The following is a 21,070-nucleotide window of genomic DNA, read 5'->3' as shown; positions in this document are numbered from 1 at the left end:
CTCCATCACTCTGCCCCAAATATGTTAGTACAATTCTCACAGCGAGGAACTACTTTACCGGTCCTCGGACGTATTGCTGGAGTAAACTTAATATCACTCAACTTAAGACTGGGATTACTCAAAAGCAACTCATTAGCAGCCCTAAACTCAGCACAGCGACCCAACGTATTACCACAAGCAGCTTTGACACCCAAACCACCTAAACTTTCAGCATACGCCTTTAATTCTGGCGCAATCACCTCCGGAACCGTTCCACTGGATGCAGCTACTATTTTTCCCGATAAAGGATCGACAGCACCAATGACCGTTGGAGGCTTATATTTACCAAAGGTACCAATGTACTCTTGTAACTGCCTACTAGCGTCTTCAATTAGCTTACCGTTCTCTCCTCCCCCCTTTGCACCATTATCTGCAAAAGCGTCTTCTCCGACATTATCCTGACTCATCATCCCCGGAGCCGGTAGTTCCACTACAGGCCGCGAGTAATCATTACCCCCCTGATCAACAATCTGACTCCCACCCGTCGACGTGGAAGATCCCGGCTGCGCTCCAGCAGCATAGCCTCCACTCGCTGGATTGGCACCTTGAGCCTCAACGATAGGGTTGATCAGCTTGCCGTTTTCATCGTCAAGTAGGTGAACCGGAAAAGACGTATTGAACAGGAATTTCCAGATTTCGATAGACGTACTGACTTGTGTTTCTACAGACTGCCCGGACTTAGCAGCAGAGTTTGCAACGGCGTTAGCCGCCGCTTTGATGCGATCCTGACCTTCAGGCGTGGCCTGTGTGGCAGACAGCGCAGCAGCTAAAGCAGCACCCACCCCAAACACTGCTGTTGCAGCACCAAGCTGTTTTTCTACATGGGCTTCAGTATTTATCTCTAGACTGGGACTCGATTTAAGCTTTGCGAATAGTTCGATCGCTTGAACAGCCGCAGAGCGATCCTCTCTTGACAAGTCAACAAGACGCTCAATAAGAGGGGCAATATTGGTACTGTCTTGGCTACCCTCCATAAGTTTTAGGTATGCGCGGATAGATTCTGAACGTAGGGTTTCATCATTGCTCATGATGTGTCGAGCCGCTTCTCGACCAGCCAAAATGTGATGCAATATTTTGGCTGCTGTCTCCGCTTTCTCATGAGAAAGCATGGTTATTACAGTGGCTAAAGGCACGGAGGCGGTGACAAGAATCATGTCGGCAATTTTACCTATCGCCTCCTGACTGTTCTCTCCGTACAGCTGTACATTTCTTTTCCATTCATTAATTTTTTGTTCCGGATTGGCCACTGCCTGGAATGAGGAACGCGTCGCATACACATCCGTCCGCTGCTCATCATCCTGAGTAACCTCATAGGCTTTGCTTACATCCCGATTCAGGCCCGCCGTCGAGTCTTTGCCGGTGACGCTGTCATTGCGAACTTGCAACTCGCCTGCACCAATCGTCCCGCGGACGATTTGCTCGCGGTCCTTCTCATAGTTCCAGCCTTCGACGCTCCAGCCGTTTTGTCCCTGGTCACCTTTACCGACCTGACTTGAATCCTGAGCGCTGCCCTTACCGTATGAACCACCGATATTCAGGTAATAACCGTGCTCCTTGTCCTTACCGGCGATGTCGCTAAAACCCAAGGTGCCAGTATCGAGTCTGAGATTGCCGCTATTCGAGGCAATCAGTGCCCCATCCAGCTGGGTATGGTTTCCCGTACGAATGTCGACGGCATTCTGGCCGGTGATGCTGGTTTGCTGTTCCACCCAATGGGTAGAGCCGTTGGTTTCACCATATCCTGCTGAGCCACTGACACCGGCCCCTGGCCCGACAGTGACGGTTACATTGAGGTCGTACTCCTTGCCCTCGACCTTGCCGGTGTCCGGAAGCGACGTAACGTTAAGATCGCGTCCTACACGCCCGACGACATCATTGCCGTGCAGCGTAGCGCCGGCGATATGGGTATCCCTCCCGCTTGTAAAGGCGAGTTGGTTACCGGCATACAAATAGGCTTGCTGCTGTTGTTGAGCTTCGCGGTCAAGATCGCCTTTGCCCATATTGACGCTGGCGTAGACGCCAACCCCTTCGGAGCCAAAGGTAAGACCAACCTCCCCACCGCCATTTTTACGACTGTTATCGGTGCTGCTGTCGTTCTGGGCTGCCTTGATATTCAGGTCGTTCCCGGCCCTCAGATCGATATCACGAGCGGCCTGAACTTGCGTGCCGATCAGGTTGAGATCGTTACGCGCCTGCAGATTGACGTCGCGCCCGGCTTGCAACGTGGTCGCGGTTGCCTGTTCTTGAATAGTGTCGCCACTGGCAACACCATTGCTGCCACCTACGCCGACCTTGAACCCACCACTGGTCCCACCATGAATCCCGCCCCAGCTCTGCCTTTCCCGGTTTTCTTGGCTAAAACTGTTCCTGGCCGCTTCCAGGGTCACATCGCGCCCCATGACATTGATGTCCCGCCCAGCCTGCATCTGGCTGCCGCGTACCCGCACATCATTGTTCGCCGACAGGTTCACATCGTTACCCGCCGCCAGCGTGGAGGCACGGCTGCTTTGCTCGGTCACTTGCTCGGTAGTGCTTTGCTTGCTGGTACCAAACTTGCCATCACTGGTCGGGCCGGCGAGGAACTGGCTGACGCTGTCCACAGCCTTGAGGGTGCTGGAGGCCTTGCTGACGTTGTCATCGCCTTTGCCCGCACCGCTCACCGCATCCTTGGTACTCCCGAAGTTGTGATTGATGGTGCCGCTCAGACCATTGCGTTGTTGTTCACGCTGCTGCTCGATGACCTGCCGCTCGCTGGCGGCGTCGATCAGGATGTTGCGCTGTGCCGCCAGATTGATGTCGTTGCCGGCTTGCAGGTCTGAGCCGATCTGATTGATGTCTTGCCCGGCCCTAATACCAAGGTCCTGGCCTGCACTGATCTGGCTCGCGGCGGCGGTCTGTTGTTCCAGTCGGTTTCTTTCGGCGGTGCGCTCGATGCCGGCAAAGAGGGTGACGCCATTGTCGTCGCCCGAGATGCCAATCCCGCTCTGACGTTTTTTCTCCCAATCCTGATCGGAACGGCTGTTTTGTGCGGCCAAGACATTCACATCACGACCGGCATTCAGGTTGACCTGGCCCCCGGCTTGAATACGGCTGCCGACCACATTGATGTCGCGCTCGGCTTGCAACGCGGCATCGCGCTCTGCCGTCACCTGGCTGCCGACGCTGGTGCTGCTTTGCGCTTCGCGCCCGGCCTGCTTGGCCGAGCTGATTGACAGGAAGCCGCCCGAGACCGACAAGCCAGTCTTTTTGCGATATTCCTCGCTGCGGCTGTAGGCTTCGTCGTTGGCGGCGATCAGGTTGATGTCGCCGTTGCTGTCGACCAGACCCGCCCTGAGATCAATGTCGTTACCGGCATTGATGTCGCTGGCGCGCAGGCGGATGTCCTTGCCCGAGGCGACGATGACATTACCTTTGGCATCCAGCCCGCTGGCCACTTGCGTGGCGCTGGTTTGCAACTCGCTCTTGCCACTTTTGGACAGGCCCAGAAACCCGGATTTGCTCTTCTGGCTGTAGGCTCCGTGCTCTTCGACGCCTGACAGCACTGCAACATCGTTGCTGGCGCCGATGACCAGATCGTTGCCGGCCTTGAGTTGGCTGCCGATAACGGTGACATCGCGAGCCCCGTTGATACCGATGCTGCCATCGGCCGCCTGGCGGGCGTTGACGGTCAGGTCCTGGCCTGCATTGACCTCGGTGGCGACGTTGGTGCTGTCATAGCTTTCACGTTGTTCACTGCTGCTGCGGCCAAACGAGCCTTTGCTTTTCTTGGCATAGAAGCGTGCATCCTCATTCAGCGCTGAGGTCAGGTTGATGTCCTGTCCAGCGTCGAGGGCCACATTGCCTTGTGCGTTGAGCTGGCTGGCCACGACATCGAGATTCGTACCGGCATCCAGCACAAGGTTGCCGCCGGCTTGCAGCTGGCTGGCCTGCTGATTGACCGTGCGAATCTCTTCGGTGACCTTCTTGCTGCGTGAAACGTACTCGCTCTGGTTAGCGGCGGATTCGACCCGAATGTTTTCGCCCGCCAGAAGTGTCTGGTTGCCTTGGCTGGCGACCTGACTGGCCGTCACATTGATATCCCGCCCCGCCTTCACGCCCACGTTCTGCCCGGCACTGAGTTCAGCGCCCAGTTGCGTCACGCTGGAGCGGGTGTGATTCGGCCCGTTCACGCGCCCTTCCTGGGTCTGCGCCGCCACCACATTTACATCGCGGCCCGCCACCAGCGTCGCGTTGCCAGCGGCCTGCATGACACCGGAGTTATTCACATCCCGCCCGGCCCTGGCCGTCAGGTCTCCCGCCGCCTCGACCCGCGCGGCGCTGTTGGCGAAGTCTTCGCGCCACACCGATGCGCCGGTCGCGCTTTGGTGGCTGGTGACTGTGCGTTCGTTGCTTACATCGCCGTTTACTGCTGTAACGCTGACATCGCGGCCGCTGATCACGCCGCCGGCGCGATTGAGTACATCGTTGGTGGCTTGCAGGTTCAGACGCTCGTTGGTCTGAATCAGCCCTTCGTTGATCAGGCTGTTGCCGGCCCCGGCCTGCAGGGTGCTGGTGGCCTTGAGCACGCCGACGTTGGTCAGGTTGTTGCCGGCGATCAGCGACAGTTCGTTGCCTTGAATCAGCGCACCGTTGGCGGCCAGGCGGTTGTTGGCCTGGGCCAGGTACAGCACCGGCACCAGCACGTGTTCGCCGCGCACCACCTGGTCCTCCATCCAGACGATGTCATGGGTCAGTGCGGCGACTTGCTCGCCGGACAGGCCGACACCGACGCTGAGGTTCAGCGCTGACTGGCTGGCGATGGCGTTGTCCATCAGGTACTTGAACATCGCTTCGTCGCTGGTCAGGCCGTTGATGAAGCGCTGCCCGGTGCGGGCGACGACGGCTTGCTGGATCAGGCGTTGTTCGTAGTAGCCGTCGCCCAGGCGTTTCCAGGCGGTGTCGGCATCCAGGCCCAGGCCGTCGAGCAGGTAGCTGGAACTGAGGAACTGGCGCAGGTCGGTCAGTGCCGGGTTGGTTTCGATCAGGTAGCGGTGTGGCTGGCTGCTGGTGGCGGCGCTGAGCAGCGCAGCACCGGTGCCGCTGGTGGGCGCGTCGCTCAGGCGAAACAGGCCGTTCTGGCCAGTGGGCAGGCTGAAGCCGGGCAACGTGGTCGGGTTGAGCGCTTGCTGGGCGAGGTCTGGCGCCACTTGCCGGTCGAGCGGCACCAGCGTGGCGTAGTCGCTGCCCGGTGCCGTGGTGTCGGTGCGTTTGCCGCCGCTGACGTAGGTAAAGCCGCCGCGTACGACGCTGTTGTCGATGTTGTTGCCGGCCTGGACGTTGACCGCGCCGCCGGCCTGGATCACGGCGGCGTAGGTCTGGGCGTCGAAGGCGTGCTGGGTGGTGACGCGCAGGTTGATTGCTTCGCGCTCGGTGGCGGAGATGAAGTTACTCATCGCCGCTTGCAGGCCGCCCAGGTTGGCGGCGTTGTAGCTCGCGCCTTGTGCGGAGTATTGCGCGTTGAAGGCGCGGGCCAGGCTTTGCCAGCCGCTGTCGTTGCGGGTGCGGCTGGAGACGAAGATGCGGTCGGTCTGGGTGTCGTTGGTGATCAGGCCGACATTGTTGAGGTTGTCGACACGGGCGCTCAGTGCGCCACCGGCGGCCACGGTGCTGCTGCTGTTGAGGAAGTCGCCGCCGATCAGGCTCAGGTTGACGCCGGCGGTGATGCTGGAGGCGGCGCTGGCGTCGGTGACGGCGAGTTTTTCGTTTTGCTGGATCTTCCAGACGTGGTGTTCCTTGCCGCCGCTGCAGTCGAGGTTGCCCAGGCCTGCGGTGCCGCAGGCGATTTCGTCGATGCGGGCGTTGTAGATGCCGGCGTCGTCGACGGTCAGCACATCGCGAATGTTGTCGATGCGCCGGGCGGCCAGCAGCAGGCTGGCGTCGCTGGTCAGGGTGGCGGAGCGGTTGACGATGCTGTTGGCGAGGGCACCGGTGGCATCGCGGCTGATTTGCAGGTTGCCGAGGCTGTAGACGTCGCCGTACTGGTTGGTGAAGTCGTTGACGAACAGGCCCATGTCGGCGCCGCTGAAGATCAGGCCATTCTGGTTGAGCAGGGTTGCGGCATTGACGGTCAGGTTGCCGGCGGCGCCAAGGCTGCCGAGGTTGTTCAGGGTCGTGGCATCGAGGCGCAGGCCGGCGGCGCTGGTGATGATGCCGCGGTTGTTGAGAATGCCGTCGATGTCGATGACGGTGCTGCCGCCACCGGCGATGCGTGAGCTGGCGTTGTTGAGGTCCAGTTGCGCGGCGTTGAGGGTCAGGCCGCCCAGGCTGGTCAGGCGGCCGGCGCCGCTGTAGCTGCCGGTCAGGCGGACGTCGAGGGTGCCGTCACTGGCGATCAGGCCGTCGTTTTGCCACTGGCTGCCGCGCCCGGTAAAGCTTTTGCCGGCCAGCAATTGGCCGCTGCCGGTCTGGCTGAAGCGGTCGATGTTCAGGTTGAGGTTGGCCGCTTGCAGCACGCTGCTGTTGGTCCAGGTGTTGCCGGTCAGGGTCAGGCTGCCGTTGGTGGCGACCCGGCCGCCGACGTTTTGCAACATCGGCAGGCCCAGGCCGAGCACGCCGGTGCCGACGTGCAGAATCGAGCCGTCGGTGTTGATCAGCTTGCCGATCGCAAATTGCAGGTTGCTGTTGGCGCTTTCCAGGGTACCGCGGCTGTTGTCCAGCGCGCCGGCCAGGGTAAATACGCTGGAACCGGTGGTGCCCAGGGCACGCAGGCGGCCTTGGGTGTTGTCCAGGCTGGCGGCGTTGATCGTCAGCGCGCCGCTGCTTTCGATCAGGCCGGCACGGTTGGCCAGTACGCCGGTCACGCCCAGGTCGATGTCGGCACCGGAGATCTGGCCGCTGGCGTTATCCAGGCCAGCGCCGCGCATTTGCAGCAGGCGTTTGGCCGACAGCGCGCCGTTGCGGTTATCAACGGTCGAGGCTTGCAGCAGGGCATTGCCGCTCTGCGCCAGAATGCCGCCGCCCTGGTTGTCGAGGCCGCCACGGGCGATCAGCAACAGGTTCTGGCCTTGAATGGCTCCGCCTTTGCTTGTGGCGGTGGCTGTGGTTGTGGTTGTGGTGGCTGTCGATGTGGCCACGCCATTGCGCAGCACGCCGCTCAGGTCGGTGCCGACGTTGCCATTAAGGCTGGCGATCACGCCGCTGCGGTTGTCGAGGTTTGTGCCGTTGACCTGCAGGTCGCCGGCCTGGGCAATCAGGCTGCCGCCGTTGTTATGGGTGTCAAGACTGGTGACGTTCAGGCTGCCGGTGCTTTGCACGGTGCCGGCGCTGTTATCGAGGCTGGCGGCGTTGAGTGTCAGTGCGCTGCCGCTGGCGGCAATCAGGCCCTTGTTGCGGTTATCCAGGCGTTCGCTGAACAGGGTCATCAGGCCTTTGCTGCTCAGCCGGCCGTTCTGGTTATTGACCTGCGCGGTGCCTTGCAGCAGCAGGTCGCCGCCGCTGACCACGTCGCCATTGAGGTTGGTCAGGCTGTCGATCAGGTCGAGATTTACACGGCCGTTGCTGACCACCGTACCCGCGCTGTTGTCCAGGCGCGCGGCCTTGATGTTGACGCTTTCAAGCCCCGACAGCAGGCCGCCGAGGTTGTCGAGCGTGGTGGCGTCGAGGGTCAGTGCGGCGCCGCTGGTGATGCGCCCGGCCGCGTTGTTGTTCAGTGTGCCTGCGCTCACGCTCAGGGCCTGACTGGCGCTCAGGGTGCCGTCGGCGTTATCGAGGCGCGCCGCGTTGACGTTCAGGCTCGCGTCGCTGACCAGTTTGCCGGCGCGGTTGTCGAGTTTTTCTGTCGCCGTGACCGTCACGTTATTGCTGGCGGCGATGGTGCCTGTGTTGACCACCGTACGCGCCCTGGCGGTGACGGTGCCGGTGGTGTTGCGCGTGTTGTCGGGGTTGATGCCGGCCTGCACGTTGCCACGGTTGTTCAGTTGATCGGCTTGCAGGGTCACGGACTTGGCGGCAACCAGTTGCTGGCCATTGTCGAGTTTGCCACTGGCCTCCAGGTTCAGTTGGCCGCCGGCGTAAGCAGGGCCGGTAACGGTGATGTCGCGTGCCTTGGCGGCAATGTTGCCGCTGGCGGCGCTCTGGCCGAGGGTCAACTGGCCGTTGGCATCGATCTGGATATCGCCACCACTGGCGGCCAGGTCGCCGGCCAGCCTGACGCCGACACCGGCTTCGGTGCCCACCAGCTTGACCGCGCCGGCGTACATGCCGCCCAGTGCCGAGCTGTCGATGGCCAGCTCCGGTTTGGCGCTGCCGTCGTCGGGCAGCGCGGTGGCCGCCAGGGTCTGGGCATCGACGTCGTTGCGACCGGCGATGATGTTGAGTTTTTTCGCGTGCAGCTCGGCGTTGATCTTCGCGCTGCGGGTAATGATGTCGAACTGGTCGACGTTGGTCGCATTCAGCCCGGCGCCGTCGATGCTGACGCTGCCGTCCTGCACGTTGAAACGCTGCAACTGGCCGCTGGCATCGATGACCGGCTTGCCGGTGGTCAGGGTCACTTGCGGGGTGTTGATGAAGCCGCAACCGTTGCAACTGATGCCGTGCGGGTTGGCGACGATGACCCGCGCCGACTGCCCGGCGACTTCGGTGTAGCCGTTGAGCTGGCTGGCGTTGGCGCCGGTCACTTCGTTGAGGATTGTGCCCGCCGCCCGGCCTTGCAGGTTAGGGTTGCCGACCACGATGCCGCCCAGTTGCGTGCCCTGGGTCGGGTTGGTGGCGTTGTTGAGGATCACGCCCTTGCTGTCGACGTTGTACTGCTGGAACTGGTTATGCGACAGCCCGCTGCCGTTGGGGGCGGCGATGTTCACCACCGGCACGCCGTTGCCGGCCTGGCCGACCTGGGTCGCCGGGTTGCTGGCAACGATGCCTTCGGCCTGCACCAGCAAGGGTTGCCAGAACAGCGCATTGGCCAGGATCAATGCCAGGCCGCGTTTGGGCATGCCCCAGAAACGCGAGCGCTCGGTCAGGGCTGCAGAAGGCTGACGGGCCAGCAGGGCCAGTTGATGAACATCCATGTGAAACCTCAAAGCGATGTAATTACAGGAACAGGTCGAGACTGAAATAGATCGGCGTTTCGCGCTCGATCACGTCGGGACGTTCAAGAGAATGGGCGAAGGTCACCGAGGCAGCGGCGTGCTGGCCCCGGGCAAACAGCTCCAGCGAGTGGCTGGACAGGCGACCGTGTTCTTCGCCGTTGTAACGGTTATTGCGGATCACGCCCTGGTCGTAGCCGATGGCCGCGCCGTACTCGACGAAGGCCGGGCGCATCCAGTCCAGGGTCACCGGGCGGGCCAGGCGCAGTTCGTTGCGCCAGTAGCCGCCGCTGTCGCCGGCCAGAAACTGATCCTTGTAGCCGCGCACCGAGGACGAGCCGCCCAGGCTCAGGCGCTGCGGGCTGAACAGCGGGTCTTCGCTGCGCTGCCCGGTGGCCAGGCTGGTGAAGGTCAACTGCTCGCCGCCCAGCTGGAACGGGTGCAGGTAGCTCAGGGTGCCGGTGTATTTGCGGTAGCGCGCGTCGGGCTCGCCGGGGCCTGGGTGATGGCGGCCCTGCGCATCCAGCGCGCCGATGCCTTGCTGCACGCCCAGGTCGAGGTTGACGAACGCCGAACCCACGCGCCGGCCGTGGTTGATGCCGAACTGCGCTTCGGTAATGCGGTTGCTGCTCAGCGCCAGCTTGCTGTCTTCGACATAGTTGTTGGTGCGCACATGGGCCAGGCCCACGTTGAGCGCGGTCTTGCTCAGCGCATCGCGATGCACCACGCGCTCGGCGCGAAACTGGTGATTCTGGCTGTCGCCGTCCTGCTTGACGGTAAAACCATCGCCCTGCCCGCGCGCGCGATATTCGCTTTCGCTGTACAGGTAGCTGAAGGTCCACCAGCCCAGCGGCAGGTTGTAGGCCAGGACGCCATTGCGCGAGGTTTTCTGGTGATCGCTGATCGCGTCATGCCCGCCGCGCAGGGTTAGCTGGTCGGCCAGGCCCAGCGGGCTGTCCCACTCAAGGCCGGCGTTCCATTGCTGCTCGCCGGTGCTGCGCTGGCCGTCGTTGTTGCGCGACAGCGAGGCGCGCCAGGGTTTGAGCGCGGTGTTGTTGACCACCACGTCGCTGCCGCCGACCTGCTGGCCGGGGGTCAGCTCCAGCCGCGCCTGTTTCGAGGGCAAGCGGTTGAGCTGGTCGACCATTTGTTCCAGCTCGCGCAGGTTGACCACCTCGCCTTCCTTGCCGGGAAACGTCATGGCCAGCTCACGTGCCGACAGGTCGCTGCTGGCCTCGCTGCGCAGTTTTTCCAGCTTGCCTTCGATGACCAGAATCTGCAGGTCGCCCTTGGACAAGTCCTGCTGCGGCAGATACGCGCGGGTGGTCACCAGGCCTTTGTCGAGGTAGTGATTGGTGATGGCCTTGAGCAGTTCGTTGAGCTGCGTGACACCCAGGCATTGGCCTTGATATGGCGCGATCAGGCGCTGGCGCTCAGCTTGGGACAGCGAGTCGGCGCCCTTGAGCTCGATGCGTTTGATGTCGAAGCAGCGAGTATCGACAGGCGCGGCCGGCGCCTGCGGGGCACTCTGTTTGCCGGGCAGGTCCTTGAGTTCTTCAAGGCGCCGACGCTGCTCTTGCAGCAGGCGATCCTGGCGATCACGAATCAGGTCCTGCTCGCCGGGGGTGGCGGCCATGACGGGTGAAACAGCACCCAGGCTCAAAATCAGGCCGCACAAGGTCGGCCATGTCCGTGACGTGGCAAGCATGTGTAATCCATTAGCGATGGCGCGAGGCGTGCAATCCGCCTGCTGAGTGGGTTCAGAACGGCCTGTCAGGGCCTGAACGAGATGCGTTTGTGTATCAAGCGTGTAAAAGACCGTATAAAAAACGGAAAATTCCCGCGCGAAGGCCTGGCTGTGAGCTGCGTCACAGTTTTATCCAAAGCGATTACCCGCTGGCGTGGGCTATTCTCGGCACATGACTCTATTCCCCAGCCTCACCGATCTGCCCCGCCAGTTACGCCATCCTGAAGTCCGCGACCTGGCCTGGGTGATCATCGCGCCGCCCATGCTGGCGCAAACGCCCTGGCCACAGCGCCATCCCTTGAGCGCCAGCGACTGGGTGCAGACGCCGCAGCAACTGGCCGGTTTTCTCATCGATCTGGATCGCGACCCGGCACCGCTTGAGCAGTGGCTGGCGCAAGCGACCACGCACCGGCTGGGCCGTTACTACGAACGGCTCTGGCAGTTTGCCGTTCAGCAGGCGCCGGGCGTCGAGATTATTGCCGCCAATCTGCCGATCCGCCTGGAGGGCCATACCCTGGGCGAGCTGGACCTGTTGCTGCGTGATCGCGAAGGTGTTCATCACATCGAGCTGGCGATCAAGTTGTACCTGGGCCCGCAGGACGGTGACGGCCGCAACCCCGCCAACTGGCTGGGGCCGGGCTCCAACGACCGGCTGGACCGCAAGCTGGCGCATTTGAGCGAGCACCAGTTGCCAATGTCGGCACGCCCGCAAAGCCGCGCAAGCCTGAATGAGCTGGGCATCGACGGGTTCAGTGCCGAGCTGTGGCTGGGCGGTTATCTGCTGTATCCATGGCCCGGTGAAGCGCAGTCGCCGAGCGGCGCGCACGCGCAGCATCTGAAGGGCCGCTGGTTGCATCAGCGCGACTGGCCGGCGTTTATCGCCCAGAGCCTGCCGGGCTGCTGGCAGCCCTTGCCACGTCAGGCCTGGCTGGCGCCGGCGCGTTATGAACAGGCCTGGAGCACAGAACAAATGCAGGCCTGGCTGGAACAGCTCGACCCACTGGCGCCGGCGCAGTTACTGGTGCGCCTGCAGCAGCAAACCGCTGGCGACTGGCACGAGGCCGAGCGGCTGTTTCTGGTGTCCGATGCCTGGCCGGCGCTGGTGGATACCAGTCGCCGAGGAAACACACAGACAGTGCCGACGCTCCCCCCGTAGGAGCGCGCCTGGCCCTGGGCGGCATACCAACGACCGAGTGCGCTAGCGCTCGCAAAATTTCGGAAACGCTGAAAATTTACGGCTGCTAGCGCAGCCGGTCGCGGGCAAGCGCGCTCCTACAAGGCCGCGTGCAGTTTACTTCTTCATCCGCGGCAACAGGACGGTCAGGATGCCCAGCAGCGGCAGGAACGAGCACAGGTGGTACACGTAGTTGATGCCATGGCTGTCGGCCAGTAACCCAAGGGTCGCCGCGCCGATGCCGCTCAGGCCGAACATCAGGCCGAAGAAGATCCCGGCGATCATGCCGACGTTGCCCGGCACCAGCTCCTGCGCGTAAACCACGATGGCCGAGAACGCCGAGGCCAGAATGAAGCCGATGATCACGCTCAGCACGCTGGTCCAGAACAGGTCGGCGTACGGCAGCGCCAGGGTGAACGGCGCCGCACCGAGGATCGAGAACCAGATCACCGCCTTGCGGCCGATCTTGTCGCCGATCGGGCCGCCGAAGAAGGTGCCCGCCGCCACTGCGCCCAGGAACAGGAACAGGTGCAATTGCGAACTGCGCACCGACAGGTCGAATTTCTCGATCAGGTAGAAGGTGTAGTAGCTGGTCAGGCTGGTCATGTACCAGAACTTGGAGAAGATCAGCAGCGCCAGGATCACCAGCGAAAAGGTCACCTGGCGGCGCGACAGACCGTGGGTCGCGGCCTGTCCGGACTTGAGCTTGAACAGGGTCAGGTGCGCTTTGTACCAGCGGCTGATCGCCCACAGCAGGCCCAGCGCCAGCAGCGCAATCACCCCGATGAACGCAACGTTGCCCTGGCCGAACGGAATGATGATCGCCGCCGCCAGCAACGGGCCAATCGCCGTGCCGGTGTTGCCGCCAACCTGAAAGGTCGACTGCGCCAAGCCAAACCTGCCGCCCGACGCCAGCCGCGCAATGCGTGACGCTTCGGGGTGGAAGGTCGAGGAACCAATGCCGATCAGTGCCGAGGCCAGCAGGATCATCTCGAAACTGCCGGCCACCGACATCAGCACGATACCGATCAGGGTGCACACCGAGCCCAACGGCAACACCAGCGGGTTGGGATGGCGGTCGGTGTAATAACCGACCCACGGCTGCAACAGCGAGGCGGTGATCTGGAACGTCAGGGTGATCATGCCGATCTGCGCAAAGCTCAGGTCATAGCTGGCCTTGAGCATGGGATAGATGGACGGCAGGATCGCCTGGATCAGGTCATTGATCAGATGAGCGAGGGCCACGGCACCAATGATGCGCATGACCAGCGGACTGGATTGAGGGGCCGTCGAAGCCGCCGCAGGGGCGGATTGGGCACTGAGCGACATGAGGAATCATCCTGAAATCAAGTGGCAGAAGCCCTTGAAGGGATGATTACAAGATGTGTCATTCACTCCAGAGGCGCGTCAATGTGCCATTTTTCGGTGCAGGGACGCCATGTTTTATTGCCGCTTTTGCGACAGGGCCGTCGGCTGCACAGCCCTGTCGGTGTCGTTTGTAAACAGTGTCACGCGATGGAGCTGGCCACCGGTTGCTTGTCCATCGACGGCACGTCATGCAGCGAAATGCGCGAGGTTTCCGGCAGTGCCAGCCCGCCGATCAGCGCCAGCAAGGCCACGGCCACCAGATAGAACGCCGGTGCCAGGTTGCTGCCGGTGGTCGAGATCAGCCAGGTTGCCATCAGCGGTGCAGTACCGCCAAACAGGGTGTAGGCCATGTTGTAGGTGATCGCCGAGGCGGTGTAGCGCGTGCGGGTCGGGAACACTTCCGACAGCAGCGCGGCAGTAACCACGCCACTGAGCACGGCGCCAACGGCCAGCAGCATCACGCCCAGCACGGAAGCGGCGAACGAGCCGGAGCTGGCCATCAGGAATGACGGCAGCACCGCCACGATCAGCAATGCACAGGTGGTGACGATGGTCTTGCGCCGCCCGACCTTGTCGGAAAAGGCCCCGGCCAGTGGGCAGATGGCGGCGGCGAACAGCAAGGCGATAAGCGCCACCAGCAAGGCGGTGGCGCGGCTCAGGCCGCCGGCGACTTGCAGGTAAGTCGCAAAGTAGGTGGTGAAGGTATAGAACGACAGCGCCGTCAGCGAGACGAAGGCGCCCAGGCACAGCATCGGTCTGCCGTGGTGCAGCAAGGTTTCCTTCAGGGGCGAATGGGCCACCGCATGTTCGTCGCTGACCGCCTGGAAGGCCGGGGTTTCATCCAGTTGCCAGCGCAGGTAAAGGCCGATCAGGCCCATCGGTGCGGCGATCAGGAACGGCAGGCGCCAGCCCCAGCTGGCCATGACCTCGGCCGACAACGACGCTTCCAGCACATAGGCAAACACCGCGGCGCAGGCGAAGGCGGAAAAGGTCGACACCGGCAGGAAGCTGCCATACCAGGCGCGTTTGTCGTTCGGCGCGTGTTCCATGACATAGGCACAGGCGCCAGCGTATTCACCGCCGGCGGAAAAGCCCTGGGCGCAGCGGATCAAGGTCAGCAGGATCGGCGCCATCACGCCAATGCTGGCGTAGGTCGGCAACACGCCGATCAGGGTGGTGGCGCCGGCCATCAGCAGAATGGTCATGGCCAGGGTGCGCTTGCGGCCGATGCGGTCGCCGAGCATGCCGAAGAAGATGCCGCCCAGCGGCCGGAACGCGAAGGCCACGGCGAATACGGCAAAGGTCTTCAACAGCGCCACGCTGGGGTCGCCACTGGGGAAGAACAGCAAGGCGATGGTGGTGGCCAGAAAGCCGTAGACGGCAAAGTCGAACCACTCGACGAAGTTGCCGATGGCAGCCGCGACAATGACTTTTCTCAGGGTGGCAGGATCGACCTGCTCGACAGCGGTGGTTGTCATGCGGACCTCGGCGCGATAATCGGGACTGAATCGATTATCCGCAGGCTGTCAGGCGGGCCTCGCTCTGAAAGGGGCATCGGCATATCCGAGGCCGACATGGGTGATACCTGGCGATTGGTATCGATCAGTCACCCGATGGGTTGAAGGCTGCGCGGCGACCCTGCAGGCCGCCGGTGTGCACGAAGATCAGCCGGGTGCCGCAAGCGAAGCGGCCTTCGGTCACGGCCTCGTGCAGCGCCAGCAGGGCTTTGCCGGTGTACAGCGGCTCCAGAGGCACGCCGCTGTGTGCCTCGCTGTCATGGATGAACGCCAGCAAGCGGGCATCGGTCCTGGCAAAGCCGCCCCGGCTGGCATCCAGCAGTTCATAGCCGTGACCGGGCTGATCGACCAGCGCTGCGACGTTGCTCGCCACGCCATGATCGACCGGCACGGCCAGTGCGCCATACACCGGGTGCACGCCAGCTTCGGCACGCACCAGCCCGGCCAGGGTGGTACCGGTGCCGGCGGCCAGCCACCAGCCGTGGTAATCATCCCAGCCCAGCGCGGCCAATTGATCGCGCGCCTGCCTGACGATGTCCGCACAGCCGACAGTGCCGGCCAGCCCGCCGCCGCCTTCGGCAATCGGGTACAGGTTCGGGTATTGCACCTGCCACGGTTGCCAGAAACCGGGCTGATGGCGCTCGCGATAACCGCCATAACCCAGCCAGTGCAGCTGCATGCCGAACGCCTCAAGATCCTGCACCGTGGGCGTTTGCTGCGCATGGCCGCGCAGCAGGCCAACGGTCGGGAAACCGAAGCGCTTGCCTGCGGCGGCCATGGCGTGCAGGTGGTTGGAGTGCGCGCCGCCAAGGCTGATCAGGCCGGTCGCGCCCTGATGTACGGCTATGTGCAAGTGCTCACGCAGCTTGAACCACTTGTTGCCGCTGATCAGCGGGTCGATCAGGTCCAGGCGCAGGATTGCCACCTCGACCCCGGCCTGTTGCAGCCAGGGCAGGGTCAAGGATTGCAGCGGGGCCTGGGGCTGCCAGGTCAGGGTGGTGTGGATCATCGACGGACTTCGGGCCTTCAAAGACGCAGCAATCTACAGCACGGCCGCCAGTCTGGAACCCTGATCGATGGCACGTTTGGCGTCCAGCTCGCTGGCGACATCGGCGCCACCGATCAGGTGCACGCTTTGCCCGCCGGCTACCAGCGCGTCATGCAGTTCGCGCAGCGGGTCTTGCCCTGCGCAGATGACGATGTTGTCCACCGCCAGCACCTGAGGCTCGCCCTCGCCAATGCGAATGTGCAGGCCGGCATCGTCGATGTTCAGGTACTGCACGCCGCTGAGCATGTGCACCTGACGGTTCTTCAGCCCGGTGCGGTGAATCCAGCCGGTGGTCTTGCCCAGCCCGTCGCCGACCTTGGAGGCCTTGCGCTGCAAGAGAAACACTTCGCGGGCCGGTGCTTCGATCTCCGGGGTGATACCAGTGACGCCGCCACGCGCCTGCAAGTGCGTGTCGATGCCCCACTCTTTCCAGAACGCCTCGCGGCTCAGGCTGGTAGAAATGCCTTGGTGCACGAGAAACTCCGACACGTCGAAGCCGATGCCGCCCGCGCCGATCACCGCGACCCGCGGCCCGACCGGGCGGTGCTGGCCGATCACTTCCAGGTAGCTCAGCACTTTGGGATGCTCGATGCCGGGAATCGCAGGCTTTCGCGGGGTGATGCCGGTGGCCAGCAGCACCTCGTCAAAGCCTTGCGCCAGCAGGTCCTGCGCCGTCACCCGGGTGTTGAGGCGTACCTGCACACCCGTGCTTTGCAGCTTGCGACCGAAGTAGCGCAGGGTTTCGAAGAATTCTTCCTTGCCGGGAATCTGCTTGGCGATGTTGAACTGACCGCCGATCTCGCTGGCCGACTCGAACAGCGTGACCTGGTGCCCGCGCTCCGCCGCCACGGTCGCCGCCGCCAGCCCTGCGGGGCCGGCACCGACCACGGCAATGCGTTTGGGCTGCGTAGTGGTGACATAGTTGAGTTCGGTTTCATGGCAGGCCCGCGGGTTGACCAGGCAACTGGTCAGCTTGCCGGCAAAGATATGGTCCAGGCAGGCCTGGTTGCAGCCGATGCAGGTGTTGATGTCGTCGGCACGCCCGGCAGCGGCCTTGTTGATGAATTCCGGGTCCGCCAGGAATGGCCGGGCCATCGAGACCATGTCGGCATCGCCTTCACTGAGGATCTGCTCGGCCACCTCTGGCGTATTGATGCGGTTGGTGGTGATCAGCGGAATGCTCACCGCGCCCTTGAGGTGCGCGGTGACCTTGCTGAAGGCGGCACGCGGCACCTTGGTAGCGATGGTCGGGATGCGCGCCTCATGCCAGCCGATGCCGGTGTTGATCAGGGTGGCGCCGACACGTTCGACCGCCTGCGCCAGCAGCACGATTTCGTCCCAGTCGCTGCCGCCTTCAACCAGATCGAGCATCGACAGGCGATAGATGATGATGAAGTCCGGCCCCGTCGCCTCACGCACCCGGCGCACGATTTCCACCGGCAGGCGCATGCGGTTTTCATAACTGCCGCCCCAGCGGTCGGTGCGCTGGTTGGTGCGCGCGGCCAGGAACTGATTGATGAAGTAGCCTTCGGACCCCATGATTTCGACGCCGTCATAACCGGCCTCACGCGCCAGGCTGGCGCAGGTGACGAAATCGCTGATCTGCTTTTCGATGCCCTCCTCGTCCAGCTCACGCGGCTTGAACGGGTTGATCGGTGCCTGAATGGCGCTGGGCGCGATCAGCTTGGGGCTGTAGGCGTAGCGTCCGGTGTGCAGGATCTGCATGCAGATCTTGCTGCCGGCGGCATGCACCGCGTCAGTGACGATTCGATGTTGGGCCGCCTCTTCGGAGCTGGTCAGCTTGGCCGCGCCCTTATAGGTCACGCCCTCTTCGTTGGGGGCAATGCCGCCGGTCACGATCAGGCCGACGCCGCCACGGGCGCGCTCGGCAAAATAGGCGGCCATGCGTTCGAAACCACCGGGCTTTTCTTCCAGGCCCGTGTGCATCGAGCCCATCAGGGCACGGTTGCGCAAGGTGGTGAACCCCAGGTCCAGCGGGGCGAGCAGGTGCGGGTAGGCGGCGGTGCTCATGGTCAGGCTCCAACGAGATCATCACGGAAAGGGTCGGGAGTCTGTGTCGCTCCCTTATTGATGTCGCTCACAGTAAATAGCATGGCCGGCGCGCTCAATGACCGAAACTGACAACTCACTGATCCTTGTGCGCAGCCGGGCTTGGCAAGCTGCCAGCCGCGCCCTACCCTAGTCGACAACTTTCCAACGCCAGTGGCTGGCCTTTTATGCGCAAACTTTTCGGTCTCTGCCTGGCAGTGCTGGTCGCGGCCTTGTTGACCAGCTATGGCGTGTGGACCACCCAGCGGCCCATGGGCCATTACCTGTCGGACCTGCGCATTCAGCTGGCAGTCAACGAAGGCCAGCCCGCCGGGCGCGGCAATCTGCTGGGCATCGAGGCCGAGCTGTACCCCACCGATTATCAGGACCTGAACCGCCTGCACCGCAAGCTGGCCGCCTGGCTGCAACAGGCCCGTGATCAGGGCCTGCTCAACGACAAGACCCTGGTGGTGCTGCCCGAACACATCGGCACCTGGCTGGTCGCGGCCGGCGAGAAGAACCAGTTCTATCAGGCCGACAACATCAATACCGCGATGGAGTGGCTGGCCTGGAGCAACCCGCTGCAGTTTGCCCGTGCCCTGTTGCAGGCCGAAGGCAGGCAGCGGCTGGCCGATGCCGCCCTGCGCATGAAGGCACGGCGCATGGCCCGCGATTATCAGCAGGTGTTCGGCGGCCTGGCGCGCGAGTTTGCCGTCACCCTGGTGGCCGGCTCCATCGTGCTGCCCGAGCCGCGCATCGAAGACGGCCAACTGAAAACCGGCACAGGCGCGCTGTACAACGTCAGCGTGGTGTTTGCCGCCGACGGCCAGCCGCTGGGCCAGCCACAACGCCAGACCGATCCCGAATTCCATCAGCGCCGCTACATTCAAGGCGCGGACCCTGCCGACCTGCAAGTCTTCGACACCCCGGCCGGGCGCCTGGGCGTCCTGATCGGCAGCGACAGTCTGTATGCACGCAACTATGCGCGCCTGAACGCCAACGCCGCCGAACTGATCGCCGTGCCGGCCTTTGTGCCTGACCGGCAGCGCTGGAATCAGCCATGGCGTGCGCGCAAAGATGTTGATCTACCGGCGGGCAGCCTCAGCGAGGGCCAGGCCTGGCAGCATCTGACCCTTACCGGGCAGACGCCGGACAGCACGGCAAGGGCTGGCATCAGCGTGTTCATGCACGGCCAGTTCTGGGACCAGAGCAGCTTTGGCGAAAGCTTCACCCATGCGCACAAGCGCCCGCGGCCGGTGCAATCGGCCGCGCAGCAGGTCGAACAACGCACCGGTGGCGGCGCACGCATGATCAATCTGTGGCTGTGAACATGAACCGTCCGACCCTGCGCCTGGGTGATCTGTCGGTGGGGTTTATCCACAGCCTGAGCGATGCCGTGCGCAGTTACGGTCATGACCCGGCGCCGCTGCTGGAACAATACGGCTTGAGCGCCACCCGCCTGGCCCAGGCCGGCGGGCGCTTGTCGATTCCGCGCTATATGCACCTGGGGCACGCGGCGATCCAGCTTACCGGGCAGCCGGGGCTGGGCTTGCGCATGGGCCGGCTCAGTCATCTGGGTCAGGTCGGGCTGGCCGGCGTGACCGCAGCCCAGGCGCCGACGGTGCGCGAGGCCGCACGGACCTTGCTGCGTTTCGAGCCGTTGTACGGCTCCAACTACCGCGGCCAGTCAACGTTTCATGAGGATGCCGACGGCGCCTGGCTGCAGTTCTATTCCATCAGCCCGTATAACGCCTATAACCGCTTTGTCGTCGACTCGTTGCTCAGCGGCTGGCTGGCGCAGTTATCGGCCGTAGTCGACCAGTCGATCGTCGCCCAGCGGGTCGAAATCGAATTCGCCGCCCCCGGTTACGCCACCGATTATGCATCGCTGTGCGAACAGCCCATCACCTTCGAGGCAGGCGCCAACCGGCTGCGGCTCGACCGCGCACGCCTGGAACTGCGCAACCCGGCGCATTGCCCGGGCACATTCGAGCATTTGCAGCAGTTATGCGAACAAGAACTGGAACGCCTGACCCGCACACGCAGCCTGCGCGAACGCATCATCGGCCTGTTGGGGCCATTGCTGAATGGGGGACGGGAACCGGATCTTGAAGAAGTGGCGGCGCGGCTCAAGCTGCCGACCTGGACCTTGCGGCGCAAGCTGGCCGATGAGGGCACGCGCTTTCGGGACATTCTCAATGACACGCGGCGAGATCTGGCAATGACCTACATCCGCGATACTGAATTGGCATTCGGCGAGATCGCCTACCTGCTGGGGTTTGCCTCGGCAGAGGCCTTTCAACGCGCCTTCAAACGCTGGAGCGGGCAGACTCCCGGGGAGTTTCGCCGCCACCAGCGCCAAAGCGCTCGATGATCACAGCTCTGTCGCGTCGTCGGCAGGCTCGACCGGGTCGAGTTCAGAGGCGCGGTATTCGAGCAGTTCTTCCTGGTATTCGTCCATGTTGCTAGCCCTCTTGGCTTGATTCACTAAGTAGCCCTCATTCTTTCGGGCGTTGGGTGTACTGACCGCTTGCTTGACATTAAGGTTCACATGTGAAGAAAAAATGTCAGTGCCATTAAGATCGGTGTCATCAAGATACGAGCCGACATGCCCCCGATTTAATTGCACCACCCGAGTGCACTGACAACCATCGGCGTGCCTTCCTGAATCAATGGGCCATTACCCGCTTGACTCACACGCCCGTGGCGCAATACCCTCGCTGCCATGTACACATCCAAGCAAAACCTCGGCCAGATTATTATTACCGTCATTCCAGTCATGGCGGGTTAGCCGACGTTTGCAAAAAAACCCGCCCTGGAGGCGGGTTTTTACTGTCTCCCGGGCTTGAACGCTTGAACCAGGAGCCAGGAGCCAGTGCCGCGATGAGCCACGTACAACCCGATCTGCTTAACCACTACATGCGCAAGATCCTCACTTCCCGCGTGTACGACATCGCCATCGAAACCCCGCTGCACGGCGCGCGCCAGTTGTCCGAGCGGCTGGGTAATCAGGTGCTGCTCAAGCGCGAAGACCTGCAACCGGTGTTCTCCTTCAAGATCCGTGGC

Annotated in this window: 9 protein-coding genes and 1 pseudogene; 4 read left to right on the top strand and 6 right to left on the bottom strand. The window is 62.8% G+C overall.

Features of this window, described 5'->3' with window-relative positions; all coding sequences use genetic code 11:
• Nucleotides 1-5: 5 nt before the first annotated feature.
• Both ACYAS9_RS05150 and ACYAS9_RS05145 read right to left on the bottom strand, forming a co-directional pair.
• Entirely contained in the window at nucleotides 6-9,083 is a 9,078-nt protein-coding gene (locus ACYAS9_RS05150) for a hemagglutinin repeat-containing protein (protein WP_463567248.1), read from the bottom strand.
• 22 nt (nucleotides 9,084-9,105) lie between these two features.
• Nucleotides 9,106-10,809, bottom strand: coding sequence for a ShlB/FhaC/HecB family hemolysin secretion/activation protein (locus tag ACYAS9_RS05145; protein ID WP_463567247.1), 1,704 nt, complete (start codon nucleotides 10,807-10,809; stop codon nucleotides 9,106-9,108).
• Between the two features lie 211 nt (nucleotides 10,810-11,020).
• On the opposite strand from ACYAS9_RS05145, the gene ACYAS9_RS05140 reads away from it, so the two are divergent.
• Nucleotides 11,021-12,004, top strand: a complete 984-nt coding sequence (locus ACYAS9_RS05140) for a DUF1853 family protein (protein ID WP_463567245.1) — start codon at nucleotides 11,021-11,023, stop codon at nucleotides 12,002-12,004.
• A 135-nt stretch (nucleotides 12,005-12,139) separates the two neighbouring features.
• On the opposite strand, the gene ACYAS9_RS05135 is transcribed toward ACYAS9_RS05140, so the two are convergent.
• From ACYAS9_RS05135 to ACYAS9_RS05120, 4 genes are all read right to left on the bottom strand, one after another.
• On the bottom strand, nucleotides 12,140-13,351 hold the full coding sequence (locus ACYAS9_RS05135) for an MFS transporter (protein ID WP_463567244.1): 1,212 nt from the start codon (nucleotides 13,349-13,351) through the stop codon (nucleotides 12,140-12,142).
• 179 nt (nucleotides 13,352-13,530) lie between these two features.
• Entirely contained in the window at nucleotides 13,531-14,868 is a 1,338-nt protein-coding gene (locus ACYAS9_RS05130; RefSeq protein WP_463567243.1) for an MFS transporter, read from the bottom strand.
• Nucleotides 14,869-14,992: 124 nt separating this feature from the next.
• The gene (locus ACYAS9_RS05125) at nucleotides 14,993-15,916 is read right to left on the bottom strand and encodes a 1-aminocyclopropane-1-carboxylate deaminase/D-cysteine desulfhydrase (RefSeq protein ID WP_463567242.1); all 924 of its coding nucleotides are present in this window, start codon (nucleotides 15,914-15,916) and stop codon (nucleotides 14,993-14,995) included.
• Nucleotides 15,917-15,949: 33 nt separating this feature from the next.
• Nucleotides 15,950-17,986 carry an oxidoreductase gene (locus tag ACYAS9_RS05120; RefSeq protein WP_463567241.1) on the bottom strand — a complete coding sequence of 679 codons (2,037 nt, stop codon included), beginning with the start codon at nucleotides 17,984-17,986 and terminating at the stop codon, nucleotides 15,950-15,952.
• 206 nt (nucleotides 17,987-18,192) lie between these two features.
• Here ACYAS9_RS05120 and ACYAS9_RS05115 point away from each other — a divergent pair, with 206 nt between their 5' ends.
• From ACYAS9_RS05115 to ACYAS9_RS05105, 3 genes and pseudogenes are all read left to right on the top strand, one after another.
• Complete coding sequence (locus tag ACYAS9_RS05115) at nucleotides 18,193-19,332, top strand: nitrilase-related carbon-nitrogen hydrolase (protein ID WP_463567240.1); 1,140 nt, start codon at nucleotides 18,193-18,195, stop codon at nucleotides 19,330-19,332.
• A gap of 2 nt (nucleotides 19,333-19,334) precedes the next feature.
• Nucleotides 19,335-20,378: an AraC family transcriptional regulator gene (locus ACYAS9_RS05110; RefSeq protein WP_463567239.1), complete on the top strand. Its 1,044-nt coding sequence runs from the start codon at nucleotides 19,335-19,337 to the stop codon at nucleotides 20,376-20,378.
• A gap of 509 nt (nucleotides 20,379-20,887) precedes the next feature.
• Nucleotides 20,888-21,070 (top strand): annotated as a pseudogene (locus ACYAS9_RS05105) (threonine ammonia-lyase, biosynthetic); the annotation flags it as partial.

The organism is Pseudomonas sp. HP_08, from assembly GCF_055284095.1.
Note: the sequence above shows the minus strand (reverse complement) of the source record. Positions and strands in the feature narration are given on the sequence as shown.

Coding starts and splice junctions, on each gene's coding strand:
- ACYAS9_RS05120 (WP_463567241.1), bottom strand. CDS start 17,986: ATGAGCACCGCCGCCTACCCGCACCTGCTCGCCCCGCTGGACCTGGGG.
- ACYAS9_RS05125 (WP_463567242.1), bottom strand. CDS start 15,916: ATGATCCACACCACCCTGACCTGGCAGCCCCAGGCCCCGCTGCAATCC.
- ACYAS9_RS05115 (WP_463567240.1), top strand. CDS start 18,193: ATGCGCAAACTTTTCGGTCTCTGCCTGGCAGTGCTGGTCGCGGCCTTG.
- ACYAS9_RS05110 (WP_463567239.1), top strand. CDS start 19,335: ATGAACCGTCCGACCCTGCGCCTGGGTGATCTGTCGGTGGGGTTTATC.
- ACYAS9_RS05150 (WP_463567248.1), bottom strand. CDS start 9,083: ATGGATGTTCATCAACTGGCCCTGCTGGCCCGTCAGCCTTCTGCAGCC.
- ACYAS9_RS05135 (WP_463567244.1), bottom strand. CDS start 13,351: ATGTCGCTCAGTGCCCAATCCGCCCCTGCGGCGGCTTCGACGGCCCCT.
- ACYAS9_RS05145 (WP_463567247.1), bottom strand. CDS start 10,809: ATGCTTGCCACGTCACGGACATGGCCGACCTTGTGCGGCCTGATTTTG.
- ACYAS9_RS05140 (WP_463567245.1), top strand. CDS start 11,021: ATGACTCTATTCCCCAGCCTCACCGATCTGCCCCGCCAGTTACGCCAT.
- ACYAS9_RS05130 (WP_463567243.1), bottom strand. CDS start 14,868: ATGACAACCACCGCTGTCGAGCAGGTCGATCCTGCCACCCTGAGAAAA.